Consider the following 17,427-nt stretch of genomic DNA (forward strand, 5'->3'; position numbering starts at 1 on the left):
AGAATTAAAAACGCTGTCCAATTGAAGTGACAGCGTTTTTTTATATAAGCTTACATAAGAATATTGAAAGATTAAGCCTGAGTATCAATATTTTCATTTGATTCTGATAATTTATCTGGTGTCATCAGTGCTTGTTTGACATAGAGCTTAATTAAGCGTTCACGAGAACCAATTGATTTTTGATAGTGTGTAGAATTGAGAAGCAATGATGCGCCATATGTGACTGTCCAAATATACGAGAGATAATCACGAATAGACATGGTGCTATTGAGTGCTTTTAAATGATTAGCGAATAAATCACGAATTTCTAAAATACGTTCTTCACGAATTTGATAGAGTTCTTCAAATAAGTCTTTGAGTTTACGTTCATTGTTGGTTAATCGCTCCTCAATCACATGTAGCAAAATGGTGCGATTAGAATTGAGCATATTATAAAGCATGTATTGAGATACATAAGCCTGAATGTTTGGGTTATATTTTTTAGAGAGCTCTAGTAAGCGTTTTTCATTGAGAATAATCAGTTCCAAATAAAGCTGATTTTTACTTTTGAAGTGTTTATAGATTGTACCTTTGGCAATGTCTAATTCAGTGGCAAGTTCACTGAGAGTAATATCCTGATTATTATCGAGTAACAATGTTTCTGCCATCGCTAAAATCTTCTCTTTGCGTAAAAGAAAATTTTGTTGGCGTACTGAAATCATGTTTGAAGTCCATTATCATTGCTTTGTACGTGAACTTGAGTATATCAGGAATTAGAAAAAATCCTTAAAACTAATGTCGTGTTTACACAGGGTTTTTTATGAGAATGAAATTATTTAACTATTCACATGATAAATTAAAGGATGTTTGTCGTCTATTGTCAAGAAAACTGAACGTTGCGTTCAATTTTGTGCAATTTAGTTCCAATTTTTGGCTTTGCGATTTATTGTTTTTGTCAGATGAGCTATATAGACATTCACTTTATTGTGTTAGATCGACTAGAACTAATAATCTCAATGTATTTTACAGGACGGGTAGGTAGTTCTTTGACTAAAATTTGCATGACAAAATATTCTATTGGTATTTGAAAAACTTAAAATATTTGAATCAGGGCGTGGGATGAACGTCCAAACTCACAAAATTGAGCACAGAAGGAATAAAAAATGATCGTAATTGTAGATGCAGTTCGTACAGCAATGGGTGGATTTCAAGGTGTTTTATCTTCGTGTACAGCACCAGATTTAGGTGCAGTCGCAATTAAAGAGGTTGTTCGCCGTGCAGGCTTACAGGCAAGTGAAATTGATGAAGTGATTTTTGGTTGTGTACTTCCTGCGGGTTTAAAACAAGGTCCTGCTCGCCAAGCCATGCGTCAAGCAGGTTTACCTGATAGTACGGGTGCAACAACAATCAATAAAATTTGTGGTTCAGGTATGAAAGCACTCATGCAGGCTGCCGATGCCGTTAAAGCAGGTTCTGCTGAAATTGTGGTTGCAGGGGGCATGGAGTCTATGACCAATTCACCATATATTTTAGACAAGGCACGTGCAGGCTACCGTATGGGACATGGCAAAGTAACTGATCACATGTTTCAAGAAGGTTTAGAAGATGCTGAAACAGGTTTGTCGATGGGTATTCTTGCACAGGAAATGGCAGATCAAAAAGGCTATACCCGTGAACAACAAGACAATTATGCGATTGCTTCACTCAATAAAGCCGTAACAGCGATTCAGAACGGTTATTTTATATCAGAAATTGCACCTGTAACTGTCTCATCACGTAAGGGTGATATGGTAATTGATCAAGATGAGCAGCCACTTAATGCAAAAGTCGATAAAATTCCAACGCTTCGTCCTGCATTTAAAAAAGATGGGACTATTACTGCTGCAAATGCGAGTTCAATTTCAGATGGTGCGTCTGCACTTGTCGTGACTTCGGCAGAAATTGCTAATCAACGTGGCTTAAAACCGCTTGCCAATGTTTTGGCATATGCAACGCATTCACAACATCCTTCTGAATTTACCATTGCACCTGTTGGTGCAATTGAAAAAGTCTTAAAGCAAACGGGCTGGAAGGCCGAAGATGTGGATTTATGGGAGGTTAACGAAGCCTTCGCAATGGTGGCTATGATTGCCATGGATGCCTTTGCTTTACCAATTGAAAAAGTGAATATTCACGGTGGTGCATGTGCACTAGGACATCCGTTAGGTTCTTCGGGTTCACGTATTATTGTGACGCTGATTCATGCTTTAAAACGTACAGGTGGTAAGAAAGGAATTGCAGCCTTATGTATTGGTGGTGGTGAAGCAACAGCGGTTGCAATCGAGCTGGTCTAGGGGGATTTTTGTGCAGAAGATGGATCATCTTTATTGTGTAGAATCATAAAGCTATTTTGAATATATATCTGGAAAGAGTGCTCAAACGCCGTGTATTTTGCGTCAAATATTGTCGTGAGATCGTCATTTTAAGGCTTCTAGAATAATCAAATGTACTTATTTATTTTAAGTAATTTAATTTAAAAGGCTGCCCACTTTTGTTTATTCAAGAGTGGGCAATGTTTCATGGGTATTTTAATCTTAAAATGAGCCATAGCAGTTTTTAGACTTAAGATTACTTTTGCTCAGTTTTTAAATGTTGCTCCATTTTTAAAATATTCCACAATTGAGAAATCGACTCTCGATGTGCTAAATTACTTTTAAAAATGTAAATATCCTGATTTCTATAAATCAATTGATCATCACAAATTTGTAATAATCCGCTTTCTAGCTCATGCTGAATAGTTAAAGCAGGTAACCATGCGATGCCTAAACCTTGTAAGACTAAGTCTTTGACATTGTTGGCATTGTCTGTTTCATAGAGTACTCGATATTTTAAATTATGTTTCGTGAGTAATTGATTTACCAAAACCCTTAAATAGGCCTTGCTACTGTAAGTAATAAGGGGAAAGTATTGATAAATATCAAACTTAGCCTGCTTTTCTGGGGTGAATGCAGTGACAGGAATAATGTCAGTTTGCCCAATTTTAAGGTGCGATAAAATGCGTGTGTTCATGCCTGAGATCAATGCTTGATCTGCATAGCAAATCATAAAATCACATGCTCCTTCTTTGAGTAAATTAATTCCTTCATTCACATTTGTTGCAATAATTTCAAGTTTGAAGTTTTCAAGATGGCTTGGAAAAAGCTGAATAAAATTAGTAAAAAAACTTGATGCAAGAGAATGTGCAACTGCAAATTTAATGGAAAGTTTATTTTCTTTTTCCATATTGTGTAACAGGGTAATGGTTTCATTGAGTTGCTGTGCAATTTCTTTGGCAGTTGATAATAAAATTTGTCCTGCTTCAGTAAATTGGATGTCACGAAAATTACGCTCAACCACTTGAAAGCCCAATGATTGCTCAATGTGCTGTAAGCGACGAGTAAAAGCGGATTGGCTAATAAAACGAATTTCAGCAGCTTTAGAAATTGAGCGGCTTTCTTCGAGTGCTAGGAGATCTTCAATCCAACGGATTTCAAGTTGCATAATTGAAAAGTAAATAATAAGAAGATTACAGTATAAAGAATACTATGCAAAAATTGCATAGCAAAATATAACAATGCATTAGAAAGGTGCAATTTCGCTGTTTAAGATAAATCATCTCCCCTCGAATTGTAAGCAGATATGAACGCAGAAGTAAAAGTAGATAAATTATTCCGCATCGAAAAGGACTTGCTTGGTACACGAGAAGTTGCACAGCAACATTATTTTGGTATTCAAACGCTAAGAGCGGTAGAAAATTTCCAGTTAAGCAATGCAAAAGTGGCTGATTATGCAAACTTTATTAAAGCATTAGCAATGGTGAAACAAGCCTGTGCTGTGGCAAATTTTAAGCTTAAACAATTAGATGAAACACAATATCAAGCAATTGTATTTGCATGTCAGGAAGTCATTGCAGGTAAATATCATGAGCAATTTCCTGTTGATATGTTACAGGGCGGTGCAGGAACTTCGACCAATATGAATGCCAATGAGGTCATCTGTAATATTGCACTTGAGTATTTGGGTTATGAAAAGGGCGCATACCATATTTTGCATCCAAATAATCACGTAAATATGTCGCAATCGACTAATGATGTGTATCCAACAGCGATTCGACTTGCAGTGTTACTTGATCTTATTCCGTTGAAAAATCATTATAAAACCCTTATTTCTGCATTACGTACGAAAGCGATTCAATTTAAAGATGTCATGAAAATGGGGCGTACACAGTTACAAGATGCTGTGCCAATGACACTTGGGCAAGAGTTCAATGCATTTGCAACGACCTTAGAAAAAGATGTTCGCTTGCTTGATCAATTGCTTCCTGATGGTTTGTATTACATGAACTTAGGTGGAACAGCAATTGGTACAGGGATTAATGCGCCAGCACATTATACTGAACTTTCGATTCAGGCTTTGGCTGAGATCTCGCAAATGCCAATCAAGTCTGCACCTGATTTAATTGAAGCAACATCAGATATGGGTGATTTTGTCTTATTGTCAGGCGCTTTAAAACGTACTGCAACTAAACTATCTAAAATTGCCAATGATTTACGTCTACTTTCAAGTGGCCCACGTGCAGGTTTGCAAGAGGTTTACTTGGAAGCACGTCAACCAGGTAGTTCGATCATGCCGGGTAAAGTGAATCCTGTGATTCCTGAAGCCGTGAATATCTCAGCATTTCAGGTCATTGGTAATGATTTAGCCATTACTTTTGCCGCCGAAGCAGGGCAGTTACAGCTCAATGCAATGGAACCGCTTATTGCATTTAAACTTTTTGAATCTATTGATTTAATGGGTAAAGCAATGCAAATGTTTGAAGATAAATGTATTGCCACGATTCAAGCCAATACAGTGCAATGTCAAAATAATGTAGAGCGTTCGATTGGTATTGTGACTGCATTGAATCCGTACTTAGGATATGAAACGACTACTCGAATTGCTAAAGTTGCTGCAGAAACAGGTCGAGGTGTAGTCGAACTGATTCGTGAAGAGCAGTTATTATCTGAAGATGTTTTAGCAAAAGCCTTGTCTGTAGAATCTATGGTTCATCAGTCTGTAGATGTTGCAGTTTAAGTATTATTTTAAAATTTATTTGACTAAGCCACATCTATCTAGGTAGATGTGGCTTGTTTATTTTACTGGTGTACCCAAACACCTAACTCACTGACAGAATAAGAGTGAAAATCTTCATTTTCTAAGTTATAAAAAGTAAAAGCTTTGAAAAAAAGAACAAGACAGTTGTTGATTCACCTGAAAAAATCGATCTTTCTTTTTGTTTTAACTTTATGAATAAAAATGCATAGGTTAAGATTAACCATCCTTATATAGAAGCACTTAGAAGACCTATGCAACCATTTGTTCTTTACAACTCTGAGCAACGTAAAAAAGTTGAATTTGTTCCACGTAAAGAGGGGCATATTGATATGTATGTGTGCGGAATGACGGTTTATGATTACTGTCATATTGGACATGCACGTACAGTGGTTGCATTTGATTACATTATTCGCTTTCTACGTAGTCAAGGTTGGAATGTCAAATACGTGCGTAATATCACCGATATTGATGACAAAATCATTAAACGTGCCAATGAAAATGGTGAAAGCATTGCATCACTGACAACACGTTTCATTGATGCAATGAATGAAGACTTTGCAAAGTTAGGTTGCGTACCACCAAATGAATCACCTCGCGCGACAGATTACATCGACCAAATGCAAGACATGATTGGAAACCTCGTCAATAAGGGTTCTGCTTACCCATCTAAAAATGGTGATGTTTATTTTGCAGTTGAAAAATTTGCAAAATACGGTCGTCTTTCAGGTCGTAAGCTTGAAGATATGCAAGCAGGTGCATCTGAACGTGTCGATGTAGAAGTTGAGAAAAAACATCCATTTGACTTTGTACTTTGGAAACATGCCAAAGAAAATGAACCGTCATGGGCTTCACCTTGGGGCAATGGTCGTCCAGGTTGGCATATTGAATGTTCAGCGATGTCGACATGCAACTTAGGTAATCATTTTGACATTCATGGTGGCGGTCAAGACTTAACTTTTCCACATCATGAAAATGAAATCGCACAATCAGAAGCTTCAACTGACGAACAATATGTAAATTATTGGATGCATGCAGGTTTCATCAATGTTGATGGTGAGAAAATGTCGAAGTCTTTAGGCAACTTCTTTACTATTCGTGATGTGATTGAAAAATTCCACCCTGAAGTTGTGCGCTATTTTATTGTATCTTCGCACTACCGTAGTCCAGTGAACTATTCAGATGTTGCACTCAAAGAAGCGAAAAATACCCTTGCACGTTTCTACCATGCATTTAAAGCCTATCAACAAGTGTATGGTGAAAAAATAGTTCAGACTTTGGATACTGATTTAGTAGAGCGCTTTAACAGTGCAATGCGTGATGACTTCAATACATCAGAAGCTATTGCAGTATTGTTTGAAATTATTAAAGCTTTGAACAGTGCAGTCAAAGAAGAAAATGCGGAACAGTCTGCAATTTTTTATTCGACTTTACGCCACCTGACTAATATTCTTGGTTTAGTGCAGAACAATGTTGATGACTTTTTAAAATCAGATATTGGTCAAGAAGCATTGGGCTTGACTGAAGAGCAAATTACAGACTTTATTCAACAACGTGTTGATGCCAAAAAAGCGAAAGACTTTGCCAAAGCCGATGAAATTCGCCAATCGCTTTTAGCACAAGGCGTGGTTCTTGAAGATACACGTCAGGGTACAACTTGGCGACGTGCTGATTAATTCATCAATTGAACGATTTTTTGTATGAAGTGAGTTGACAGCTAAATTTTATTGACTATAATTCACAACATAAAGCGGGAATAGCTCAGTTGGTAGAGCATAACCTTGCCAAGGTTGGGGTCGAGAGTTCGAGTCTCTTTTCCCGCTCCAAATTCAAAAAGCCTTCATCATCAGATGGAGGCTTTTTATTTGTCTGTAAAAAAATAATTGAGCATTTTGAGGGGTGTATTTAGCAATACAAGTGATATTGTCATGTATCAATCCCGATGTAATTGGTCAGGAAATCTGTGAAAACTTGTATAATTAGAAACGTGCTATTTACTTAAATATGCTAAAATTAGCAAAATTATTTTCATCCAATCAGCATCAATCCCTGAAAAGAGATTGTAGGAAAATAGACATTGAATCCACAAAATTTGCCGAATCAAATTGATTTTCAAAAAGTCGCACTCGAAACCTTGCGTATAGAAGAACAAGCACTTGAGATCTTAGCGACGCAAATTGATGAACGTTTTACTCGTGCCTGCGAAATTATTTTACAATGTAAAGGTCGTCTTGTGATTACTGGTATGGGTAAGTCAGGTCACATTGGACGTAAAATGGCGGCGACATTTGCCTCGACAGGCACGCCATCATTCTTTATGCATCCAGGTGAAGCAGGACATGGCGATTTAGGCATGTTGGTCAAGGGTGATGTACTGATTGCGATTTCAAATTCAGGTAAAAGTGATGAAATCATGATGCTGATGCCATTAATCAAGCACCTTGAAGTGCCGTTGATTACCATCAGCCGTGATGATCGTGGTCCAATGCCACAAAATGCAGATATTGCATTAACATTGGGTGATATTCAGGAAGCATGCCCATTGGGTCTAGCACCAACATCAAGTACAACTGCAACATTGGTATTGGGTGATGCATTGGCTGTTGCATTGCTTGATGCGCGTGGTTTTACTGCGGATGATTTTGCTATGTCACATCCTGCGGGTGCATTGGGTAAACGTCTGTTGTTACATGTAAAGCACCTTATGCATACTGGAAATGATTTACCAAAAGTATCGCCAGATACACCAATGAATCAGGTTCTATACGAAATTTCAAATAAACGTCTAGGTTTAACCACAATTGTGGATGAAAATGACGTATTACTTGGCATATTTACCGATGGTGATTTGCGCCGACTGATTGATAAGCAACAAGGTTTTGATGTCAATCTTGCCGTTTCAGATGTCATGATTGCCAATCCATCTACCATTTCCAAAGAAGCTCGCGCTGTTGAAGCTTTGGAAAAAATGAATGAAAAGAAAATTAATCAATTTGTTGTGGTTGATGATGCTAATAAAGTGATTGGCGTAATCAGCATGCATGATTTGATTCAAGCAGGAGTAAACTAATCAATGGCTTCTTATGTTTTATTGGAACAAGCGCGTCATATTGAAGCTTTGGTTTTGGATGTAGATGGTATTTTAAGTGATGGTTTTGTGACCCTGACCAATTCAGGCGATGAAATTAAATCCTTTGATATTCGTGATGGACTTGGTATGAAGCTTGTTCAGCAAGCAGGTATTAAAGTGATTATTATCACAGGTCGTAAAAGTAATATCGTTGAAAAACGCATGTCAGATTTAGGTGTAGACTTGGTTTTTCAAGGGCGTGAAGACAAAGGTACCGCACTGCGAGAAGCATGTGCACAAATGAATATTTCCCCAGAAGATTGTTTATATATGGGGGATGATTGGCCAGATTTATCTGCCTTTGCCATTGCAGGAATGAAAGTTACTGTACCAAATGGTCATGTTGAAGTGCGTCGCCGTGCCGATTTAGTTACTCAGGCATTGGGTGGTCGTGGTGCTGTTCGTGAGGTCTGTGATATGTTGTTGATGTCCAAAGGTGTTTACCAGGAACTACTTGAAAAATATATTGCAATACCGCATTAATACGTAAACGTGAATGTTACTTTACTTAAATTGGGTTGTCTGTCGCTATGGATACTAAAGCTTTATATGTGACTGCGGTTGTCATTGCGGCAATCAGCGGTGGCTATTATTGGTACGGTGGCAAAGGCAAAAAGCTTGATGCCGATACTGCTCAGAGTATGACATATTCTGCGGAAGGTATTCATTTGACTCAAACCGATGAAAAAGGACTGTTGCATGTTCGTGCACAAGTGGATCATTTAGAACAAGATTTACAGCATAAAACTTCAAAGTTGAAAAACTTGAATGCATCGGTGTATGTCAATAATCAAGTGGATTCTACTTTTTATGCTAAGAATGCTAATGGCTATGATAATAATGAAAAAGTTGTCTTAACGGGTCAAGTGAAGGCGACTAAAATTGGTGAGCAAGGCAATATGGTCTTTCAAACCGAAGAGTTAACAGCATTTCCTAAATTACGGACACTTGAAACAAAAAAACAAGTGGTGGTTGATGCACCCAATGCACAGTTTATTAGCCAAGGTTTAAATGCAGATTTAAATCAGGGGCAGTATGAATTTTATCAAATTCGAGGAAAGTATGCGCCAAACTAATTATTTCACTCAGTATCAGACTTTCCTAAAGCAAACATTTGTCGTTGTTGGATTATGTTGCGCATCTGTATCGGCATTTGCTTTACAGTCAGATCGTAATCAGTCAATTTCCCTATTGGCAGATCGTGCGACATTCAATGATAAAACTGGTGTAACGACTTATTCAGGCAATGTTGAAATTGAACAAGGCACAATGAAGGTTTATGCAAATTCTATTGTTGCTCAACTCAATAAAAGTAAACAAATTAGTACAATTACTGCAACAGGTAGCCCTGCAAAATTCCAACAGCAACTTGATGGAAATAAAGGAATTGCACGTGGTGAAGCACAAAAAATTATTTACAATGCGGAAACAGGGATTCTCAATTTGATTGGGAATGCGTATTTGTATCAAGATGGTGCAAGTATTCGTAGTAATACCTTGAAATACAGTATGAATAAGGGTGATATTGAGGCTTCTGGTGGCCCAAATAGCACGGGTACATCAAAAGGTCGTTTACAAATTATTATTCCGCCATCTACACAGAAAACTTTTCCTGGAGTGCGTGATTAATGGATGATGCGCTGAATAAACCTCAGACCTTGTGTATTAAGCATCTTGCTAAAGTTTATAGTAAACGTTGGGTGGTTAAAGACGTTTCTTTTAGCATGAAAAGTGGCCAAATTGTTGGGCTGCTTGGTCCGAATGGTGCGGGGAAAACCACAAGCTTTTATATGGTGGTTGGGCTTGTTCGTATGGATAAGGGGGAAATTCATCTTGATAATGAAGATATCTCTGATCTTGCAATGCATCAACGTGCCCGTAAAGGCATTGGTTATTTACCACAAGAAGCCTCTATTTTTAGAAAACTCACTATTTCTGAAAATATTATGGCAATTCTTGAAACACGTTCAGATTTAAATAAGCAACAGCGTCAACAACGTTTAAAAGAATTACTTGCTGATTTTAAAATTACGCATATTAAAGATTCATTGGGTATGAGTGTTTCAGGTGGTGAGCGTCGTCGTGCAGAAATTGCACGTGCTTTAGCTGCAGATCCAAAATTTATGTTATTAGATGAGCCTTTTGCTGGTGTAGATCCAATTTCTGTAGGAGATATTAAAGATATTATTCGACAGCTAAAGGATCGTGGTATTGGGGTTTTAATCACAGATCATAATGTACGAGAGACTTTGGCAATCTGTGAACATGCATATATTGTAAGCGAAGGAGCAGTGATTGCAGAAGGCACTCCTGAAGATGTTTTAAATAATGAAACTGTTCGTGAAGTCTATCTTGGTGATGATTTTACCGTTTAGTCGAATATCAGAATAAGTGCTTGTGAAAATTACATTTTCTATTTAATTTTTATAGGCATTCATTCATTTATTGTTTTATAATGTGTTAAATAGATCACGGTTTTAAGACAAAATAAAAATCATGTATATAGGCACTTTTGAAAGTTTCACTTTTAAGTGATGCGAAAAACGAGAAATCATGTGGGAAAAAATAAAATAAAGTATAAGATTCGTGGCGGAGCATATTGTTTAATTTTGATTGGTTTACACTCACCGGGGTTGGCGTGGGCTGAAGAGTCAAAATTAAATATGCAACTTATGAAGAAGAATGTGCAAAAGTTTTTAGCACCTGAATCATCCGAAGACTATCGCAAAGTCAGTTTAAATGAGCTGAGTAAATTTGATTATCAACAGAATGAGACTCAATCATTACCTGTAATTACGGGAACAAATGCAACAGGGACTAATCCTGTTGTGTTTATGGATTCAGCCCCTTTTTCGATGACAGGAGCATTACCTGCAAAAATTAGTATTTATGACGCTGTAAAAATAGCGGTGTTACGGCATCCAGATATTGCGCAAAGTATTTCTTCATTGTCTTCGCAAAATGCCAATATTGATGTGGCGAAAGCAGGCTACTATCCCCAGTTAACTGGTGGTTTAGGTACAGGTGATATGACATCAGGTGAAGCTGGTCGGCAGCTTTTAACATTGAGTGCGACACAGATGCTTTACGATTTCGGTAAAGTCAAAAGTGGCGTTAATGTTGAAAAAGCACGTTTACAAGTAGCGCAAGCCAATGTTCTTGTATCAATTGATGATATTTCGACGCAAGTTGCGACTGCGATTGTTAATATTCGCCGTTATCAGGAAATTACCCGAATTGCACGTGAGCAGATTAAAGGTATTTCTCGTATTGCTGAAATTGCCAATCTTCGAGCAAATGCAGGTATTAGTAGTCAAGCCGATCCGATTCAAGCACAGTCGTATATTGAATCTGCACAGTCAAATTTGATCGCACAAGAAACGCAGTTGAGTATGTATAAGCAACGTTTACGAACGTTGGTTGGACGTGATATTTCTAGCAGTCGCTTGGAGATTCCAGACAGTATGATCTCAGCTTCTGATCTATATAGTGAAACTCAATTCAATCGTATTCCAAATATGATGGCAGCAAAAGCTGGTGTGGATGTTGCTAAGTCACAGAAAGAACAAACAAATTTGAGTCGTTATCCAACTTTAAGTGTTCGAGGAAGTTTGAGTCAGGCACTCAATGGTGTAAACCCGAATAATAACAAAGACAATGGTTTTTACGATTCAATCATGCTTGAAGCCACAAGTAACTTTTATCAAGGTGGTGCAGTTGCATCACAAACGAAAGCTGCGAGTTTTGCCGAAGAAGCAGCTAAAGCACGTGTGAGCAGTGTTTATTTAGATGTTCTTGATCAGACTCGTCTTGCACGTGAACAGATTGAAAATAGACAGCGTCAAATGCAAGTTTTGATTGCACAGCAAGAAACGACGGTGAGAACCAAAGAGCTTTATCAAGAACAATATAAATTAGGCACACGTACCGTTGTTGACCTACTAAATGCTGAACAGCAAATTCATAGCGCAAATTCTCAAATTGAATCTGCACGTTATGATATTTATGACAATCTTGTTCAATATATTTCTGCATCTGGTAAAGCACGTGATGTTTATCAGTTGAATAATCTTTCAATTCAAGGGGTAGAGATACAACCATGAATAATACAACAATAAATTATCAACCATGGTTACAAGCCGTCCTTACTGTAGCAAGACATTACCGTATTGAAAGTTCTGAAGAACGTATCCGCCTAGAGTTAAACTGGAATCAAAATCAAGGCATCGATGATGTCTTAATGATCATGACCCGTCAGGTTGGGTTACATGTTCGTAAGGTTGATTTTAGCTTAGATATGCTTAATCCTTGGCGCTTACCTGTTGTGGTCGGCTTTAAAGATGGTCAAGTTGGAGTAATTGACAAAGCTGATGCAGTCGGTAATGTCAGCGTACAAATGAGTGGTGATAAAGGTCTTGCACAGACTTTTAGCGCAGAAGACCTTCAGAATGCAATTTCATTGGTTTATATCTTGCGTCCTGAAAGCGCAGTACCCGATGCTCGAATTGATGAATATATTAAACCATATGAAGCCAATTGGTTTTGGGAAATTGTACTTAAAGATTGGAAGCGTTATGTTGATATTATGTTTGCTTCAATGTTGGCAAATATTTTAGCATTGGCAACCATTGTCTTCTCAATGAATGTGTATGACCGTGTTATTCCAGCGCAATCGATACCAACTTTGTGGGTATTGGCAGGTGGCGTATTAATTGCGGCTATTTTTGAATTTGCACTGAAATATTCACGCTTAGTTTTATCCGATATGATTGGGAAGCGTGCAGATTTACGTATTTCTGATCGTGTTTTTGGGCATGCACTACGCATTAAAAATAAAGAGCGTTCGAAGTCTACAGGTACATTTATTTCACAGATTCGTGAACTTGAAGGTGTTCGTGAGTTGGTGACATCAACCACAATTACTGCATTTGCAGATTTACCATTTTTCCTTTTATTCTTAGGTATTTTCTGGTTGATTGGGGGTAATTTATTTTGGGTTATGGCCATTGTCGTCCCATTAATGATTCTGCCTGGTTTCTTGGTTCAAAAGAAATTGGCAGCACTTGCACAGCAAGGTATGCGTGAATCTTCTATTCGTAACGCTATTTTAGTTGAAGCAGTTCAGGGGATTGAAGATATTAAACTGTTACGTGCAGAATCCCGTTTTCAGAACCAATGGAATCACATGAATGAAGTGTCTGCAAACGTCAGCATGCAGCAACGTAAAATTGTTGGTGTTATGGGCTTGTGGACACAAAAATTGCAAGGTTTAACTTTTGCGATTGTTGTCTTGGTCGGTTGTTTTGCAGTGATGAAAGGTGATATGACAACAGGTGCGTTGGTTGCGTGTTCAATTTTATCATCGCGTATGCTTGGACCAATTGCACAAGTCACAGGTGTATTGGGGCGTTTCCAACAAGCAAAGACTGCAAAAAACAGTTTAGATGAATTGATGAAGAAGCCGATTGATCAACCAGAGCGCTCCCAGTTAATTCAACGTTCAGTATTAAATGGTAAATTTGAACTGAATGGTGTTGTGTTTAAATATGATGATGAAGATCCAAAGCCTAGCCTAATAATACCAAAACTGGTAATAAAACCTGGTGAAAAAATTGCAATTTTAGGTCGTAATGGTGCGGGTAAATCGAGCTTACTGCAGTTGATGTCAGGTATGCAGACAGCAACACAGGGTAAAGTCAATTTGGATGATATTGATATTACTTTGCTTGACCCTGCTGATGTACGTCGTGATGTTGGACTGTTAAATCAAAATGCACATCTATTCTTTGGTACAGTGCGTGAAAACCTTACATTAGGTGCACCACTTGCAACAGATGATGATTTACTTAAAGCCTTATCTGTGACAGGAGCATTGTCTTTTATTCAAGATAAAAAAGAAGGACTTGATCACATCATTATGGAAGGTGGTGTTGGTTTCTCAGGTGGTCAGCGTCAGGCATTGTTATTGTCTCGTTTATTAATTTGTCAGCCTAATATTTTGTTATTGGATGAGCCAACTGCATCAATTGATGATGTTTCTGAAAAGCAATTGATTGATCATATGAAGGTTTGGCTTGCACATCGTACATTGATTGTGGCAACCCACCGTCGTGCAGTACTTGAGTTGGTTGATCGTATTATTGTGATCAATGAAGGTCGTGTGGTCATGGATGGACCAAAAGAACAAATATTGAATAATTCAGCACAACAGATGCCGAATAGTGGAGCTAGATCATGAGTGAAGAAAAACAAACAAGATCTATGAAGGTAACTCATCTAGAACCACCTTTACCAAAAGCAAGTGTAATGATTTGGATAGTTTGTTGTGGTCTGATGGCATTACTTATTTGGGCATGGGTTTTTAAGCTTGAAGAGGTTTCGCAAGGCACGGGTAAGGTTATTCCGACATCCAAAGAGCAAGTTATTCAGTCTCTTGAAGGTGGGATTTTAACGAAGCTAGAAGTTAAAGAGGGTGATATTGTTCAGAAAGGACAAATTCTTGCTCAATTAGATCCAACACGTTTTGAATCTAATGTCGGTGAATCTGAATCCTTATTGATTTCATCACAGGCAACGGCTGCACGTCTTCGTGCAGAAGTGAATGGTACGCCATTAACATTCCCTGATAGTGTTCGAAAAGACCCTAAAATGGTGAGTGAACAGACAGAATTGTATAATTCTCGTCGTGCCAATATGGATGAATCTATTGCGGGCTTAAAACAAGCATTAACACTCGTTCAGCAAGAGTTACGTATGACAGAACCGCTAGTAGCCAAAGGTGCGGCGAGTGAAGTTGAAGTATTACGTTTGAAACGTCAGGCAAATGATTTGCAAAATCAGATCAATGATATTCGTAATAAATATTATGTCGATGCGCGTGAGCAATTATCTAAAGCAACAACTGATGTTGAAACCCAACAACAAGTGGTGCGTGGTAAATCAGATACGTTAAATCGTACTATTTTCAAAGCACCTGTACGTGGTGTAGTGAAAGAAATTGATGTAATGACTTTAGGTGGTGTTATCCCTCAGAATGGTAAAATCATGACGATTGTTCCGTTAGATGAGCAATTATTAATTGAGGCACGTATTTCACCACGAGACATTGCATTTATTCGCCCAGGTCAAGAAGCGCTCGTAAAACTAACTGCTTATGATTATTCCATCTATGGTGGTTTGAAAGGTAAAGTCACTGTCATTTCACCAGATACGTTACGTGATGAAGTGAAACAAGATCAGTTCTATTATCGTGTTTATATTCGTACGGATTCGGATAAGCTTTACAATAAAGCAGGTAAGGCTTTTGCGATTACACCTGGTATGGTTGCGACTGTTGATATTAAAACAGGTTCGAAAACAATCATCGAATATTTGTTGAAACCATTTAATAAAGCAAAAGAAGCATTAAGAGAACGCTAATCTTAAATTACATCATTTGATCATTAAGCCACCTATGTAAATAGGTGGCTTTTTTGTTAGATAGCATTATTAATACAGTTATATTGATATTATCGAAATTATATATTTAAAAAAAAGTATAATAAATTAAAAATAAAGAATAAAAAATAATCGATTTTATAAGTGTAATTTATTCGCTTAAAAAATATATTAATGATGATTTCATCACATTATTTTAATAATACCAACTAAAATAGTTTAGATTCTATGGATGATCATAAATGTTAATATTTATGAATCAGGTTCGGTATATATTCTTTACTTGTGAATTTCATCTCATTTATTTATCTTTTTATATAGATGAATATAATAAGGATGAATAGAATGAATAATGTAGATATATTTGAAAAAGGTTCAACACAACAACTCACAATTGAAAAAGCTCCTCAGCATCAATCAGTCTATGAAGTCCATGTAAATAAAGATCAAGTTTCAAAATTAACACGCATAGATAATAATCTTGAGATTACTTTACTTAATGGTGCAAAAATTATTATCCCAAGTTTCTTTGCGGCTAATTTTGTACAAGAACTTGTTTTTGAATCTGACGGGCAGTATGCACTCGTTAAAATGGATAACTTTAATAGTGAGGGTGTTGCAACAACTGTAGATTATCTTGCTATTGATAATTTTGATGAGTTTTTAAAAGAACAACCCTTGTCAAATGGTGATGCAATACCAATGCTAGCATGGATTGCAGGAGGGGCATTAGTTGCTGGTACTATTGCTGCAACAAGTTCAAATAGTAGTAATAATGATAATAATGGTGAATCAAAACCTATTGATACATCGGCTCCTGAAATTCATGCTAATGTAAAAGATGCAACACATGTTGAAGTAACATCAAATGAAGCCGGAACAATTATAATTACAGATGCACAAGGTCAGGTAATTGGCAATGGTACCGCAATTAATGGCAAGACAGAAATAACTTTAACTCGCCCATTACAAGACAATGAAGAAATAAAAGTTAGTGTTACAGATCAAGCAGGGAATACAAGTCAAGAGAATGTCTTGGTTGGTGATGTTACAGCACCAACCATTGAGATTGAAATTAAAGATGAAAATAACATCACGGTAAAAAGTGATGAAGCTGGTGCGGAAGTTGTTATAAAAAATGAAAATGGAGAAATCATCGGTAGCGGAATAACAGGATCTGATGGTACGGTTGATATCATCCTCACTAAACCAGTGATTGATGGTGAAACAATTACTGTTGGTGTTGTTGATGATGCTGGTAACCGTGCAGAAGAATCAATCATTGTTCCTGATTTGACTGCGCCACTCATTAATGCTGATGTAAAAGATGCAACACATGTTGAAGTAACATCAAATGAAGCCGGAACAATTATAATTACAGACGCACAAGGTCAGGTAATTGGCAGTGGTACGGCAATTAATGGCAAGACAGAAATAACTTTAACTCGTCCATTAGAGAATAATGAAATAATAAAAATTATTGTGTCTGATTTAGCAGGTAATCAAGCACAAGAAGATATTGAAGTAACAGGAATTATGCCTCCAAGTGAAGACACCACGGCACCGATCCTGACCGGTAGTGCGGTGAATACCGCGGGTGAGTTGATCCTGAGCTTCAATGAAAACTTAGATGCACAACACCCACCGCAAAACAAAGACTTCACCATCGTGATTGATGGCGTACTGCGCACCCCAGACAGCATCACGATCACAGGTCAAACATTGACGCTGAATTTCACGCCACCGATCTATAGCGGTCAAAGTGTGCAAGT

General features: G+C 37.5%; 14 protein-coding genes and 1 tRNA gene. 13 read left to right on the forward strand and 2 right to left on the reverse strand.

The features are described from left to right. Positions 1-71: 71 nt before the first annotated feature. Entirely contained in the window at positions 72-701 is a 630-nt protein-coding gene (locus tag ACK1JC_RS15460) for a TetR/AcrR family transcriptional regulator (protein WP_409512763.1), read from the reverse strand. Between the two features lie 441 nt (positions 702-1,142). On the opposite strand from ACK1JC_RS15460, the gene ACK1JC_RS15465 reads away from it, so the two are divergent. After that, entirely contained in the window at positions 1,143-2,312 is a 1,170-nt protein-coding gene (locus tag ACK1JC_RS15465) for a thiolase family protein (protein ID WP_409512764.1), read from the forward strand. A 274-nt stretch (positions 2,313-2,586) separates the two neighbouring features. Here the strand turns inward: ACK1JC_RS15465 and ACK1JC_RS15470 are convergent, their stop codons facing one another. Beyond that, a complete protein-coding gene (locus tag ACK1JC_RS15470; RefSeq protein ID WP_409512765.1) occupies positions 2,587-3,498 on the reverse strand; it encodes a LysR substrate-binding domain-containing protein in 912 nt (303 codons plus the stop codon). Positions 3,499-3,636: 138 nt separating this feature from the next. On the opposite strand from ACK1JC_RS15470, the gene ACK1JC_RS15475 reads away from it, so the two are divergent. The 12 genes from ACK1JC_RS15475 to ACK1JC_RS15530 form a co-directional block, all read left to right on the forward strand. After that, the gene (locus ACK1JC_RS15475; protein WP_409512766.1) at positions 3,637-5,070 is read left to right on the forward strand and encodes an aspartate ammonia-lyase; all 1,434 of its coding nucleotides are present in this window, start codon (positions 3,637-3,639) and stop codon (positions 5,068-5,070) included. A 272-nt stretch (positions 5,071-5,342) separates the two neighbouring features. Next, positions 5,343-6,764 (forward strand): cysteine--tRNA ligase, encoded by a 1,422-nt coding sequence (gene cysS, locus ACK1JC_RS15480; RefSeq protein ID WP_409512767.1) that lies wholly within the window; start codon positions 5,343-5,345, stop codon positions 6,762-6,764. A 74-nt stretch (positions 6,765-6,838) separates the two neighbouring features. Beyond that, a tRNA-Gly gene (locus ACK1JC_RS15485) sits at positions 6,839-6,914 on the forward strand. A 266-nt stretch (positions 6,915-7,180) separates the two neighbouring features. Further along, positions 7,181-8,158, forward strand: coding sequence for a KpsF/GutQ family sugar-phosphate isomerase (locus tag ACK1JC_RS15490; protein WP_409512776.1), 978 nt, complete (start codon positions 7,181-7,183; stop codon positions 8,156-8,158). Positions 8,159-8,161: 3 nt separating this feature from the next. Beyond that, positions 8,162-8,701 carry a KdsC family phosphatase gene (locus tag ACK1JC_RS15495; protein WP_409512768.1) on the forward strand — a complete coding sequence of 180 codons (540 nt, stop codon included), beginning with the start codon at positions 8,162-8,164 and terminating at the stop codon, positions 8,699-8,701. A gap of 47 nt (positions 8,702-8,748) precedes the next feature. Beyond that, positions 8,749-9,294, forward strand: a complete 546-nt coding sequence (lptC, locus tag ACK1JC_RS15500; protein WP_409512769.1) for an LPS export ABC transporter periplasmic protein LptC — start codon at positions 8,749-8,751, stop codon at positions 9,292-9,294. Beyond that, the gene (gene lptA / locus ACK1JC_RS15505; RefSeq protein WP_409512770.1) at positions 9,281-9,847 is read left to right on the forward strand and encodes a lipopolysaccharide transport periplasmic protein LptA; all 567 of its coding nucleotides are present in this window, start codon (positions 9,281-9,283) and stop codon (positions 9,845-9,847) included. The genes lptC and lptA overlap by 14 nt, the downstream gene beginning before the upstream one ends. Continuing rightward, entirely contained in the window at positions 9,847-10,593 is a 747-nt protein-coding gene (gene lptB, locus ACK1JC_RS15510; protein WP_409512771.1) for an LPS export ABC transporter ATP-binding protein, read from the forward strand. Before lptA ends, lptB begins: the two co-directional genes overlap by 1 nt. Positions 10,594-10,881: 288 nt before the next feature. Beyond that, a complete protein-coding gene (locus ACK1JC_RS15515) occupies positions 10,882-12,321 on the forward strand; it encodes a TolC family outer membrane protein (RefSeq protein WP_409512777.1) in 1,440 nt (479 codons plus the stop codon). Further along, on the forward strand, positions 12,318-14,456 hold the full coding sequence (locus ACK1JC_RS15520) for a type I secretion system permease/ATPase (RefSeq protein ID WP_409512772.1): 2,139 nt from the start codon (positions 12,318-12,320) through the stop codon (positions 14,454-14,456). Before ACK1JC_RS15515 ends, ACK1JC_RS15520 begins: the two co-directional genes overlap by 4 nt. Continuing rightward, the gene (locus ACK1JC_RS15525) at positions 14,453-15,637 is read left to right on the forward strand and encodes an HlyD family type I secretion periplasmic adaptor subunit (protein WP_409512773.1); all 1,185 of its coding nucleotides are present in this window, start codon (positions 14,453-14,455) and stop codon (positions 15,635-15,637) included. The genes ACK1JC_RS15520 and ACK1JC_RS15525 overlap by 4 nt, the downstream gene beginning before the upstream one ends. A 363-nt stretch (positions 15,638-16,000) precedes the next feature. Beyond that, positions 16,001-17,427 (forward strand): Ig-like domain-containing protein (locus ACK1JC_RS15530; RefSeq protein WP_409512774.1); only part of this gene is annotated, 1,427 nt, incomplete at its 3' end.

Source organism: Acinetobacter sp. TY2 (assembly GCF_046269225.1).
Lineage (GTDB): Bacteria > Pseudomonadota > Gammaproteobacteria > Pseudomonadales > Moraxellaceae > Acinetobacter.

Excerpts from the sequence above, each read along its gene's own strand:
- ACK1JC_RS15470 (WP_409512765.1), bottom strand. The coding sequence starts at position 3,498 with ATGCAACTTGAAATCCGTTGGATTGAAGATCTCCTAGCACTCGAAGAA.
- ACK1JC_RS15495 (WP_409512768.1), top strand. The coding sequence starts at position 8,162 with ATGGCTTCTTATGTTTTATTGGAACAAGCGCGTCATATTGAAGCTTTG.
- lptA (WP_409512770.1), top strand. The coding sequence starts at position 9,281 with ATGCGCCAAACTAATTATTTCACTCAGTATCAGACTTTCCTAAAGCAA.
- lptB (WP_409512771.1), top strand. The coding sequence starts at position 9,847 with ATGGATGATGCGCTGAATAAACCTCAGACCTTGTGTATTAAGCATCTT.
- lptC (WP_409512769.1), top strand. The coding sequence starts at position 8,749 with ATGGATACTAAAGCTTTATATGTGACTGCGGTTGTCATTGCGGCAATC.
- ACK1JC_RS15525 (WP_409512773.1), top strand. The coding sequence starts at position 14,453 with ATGAGTGAAGAAAAACAAACAAGATCTATGAAGGTAACTCATCTAGAA.
- ACK1JC_RS15475 (WP_409512766.1), top strand. The coding sequence starts at position 3,637 with ATGAACGCAGAAGTAAAAGTAGATAAATTATTCCGCATCGAAAAGGAC.
- ACK1JC_RS15515 (WP_409512777.1), top strand. The coding sequence starts at position 10,882 with ATGCAACTTATGAAGAAGAATGTGCAAAAGTTTTTAGCACCTGAATCA.
- ACK1JC_RS15465 (WP_409512764.1), top strand. The coding sequence starts at position 1,143 with ATGATCGTAATTGTAGATGCAGTTCGTACAGCAATGGGTGGATTTCAA.
- cysS (WP_409512767.1), top strand. The coding sequence starts at position 5,343 with ATGCAACCATTTGTTCTTTACAACTCTGAGCAACGTAAAAAAGTTGAA.
- ACK1JC_RS15520 (WP_409512772.1), top strand. The coding sequence starts at position 12,318 with ATGAATAATACAACAATAAATTATCAACCATGGTTACAAGCCGTCCTT.
- ACK1JC_RS15460 (WP_409512763.1), bottom strand. The coding sequence starts at position 701 with ATGATTTCAGTACGCCAACAAAATTTTCTTTTACGCAAAGAGAAGATT.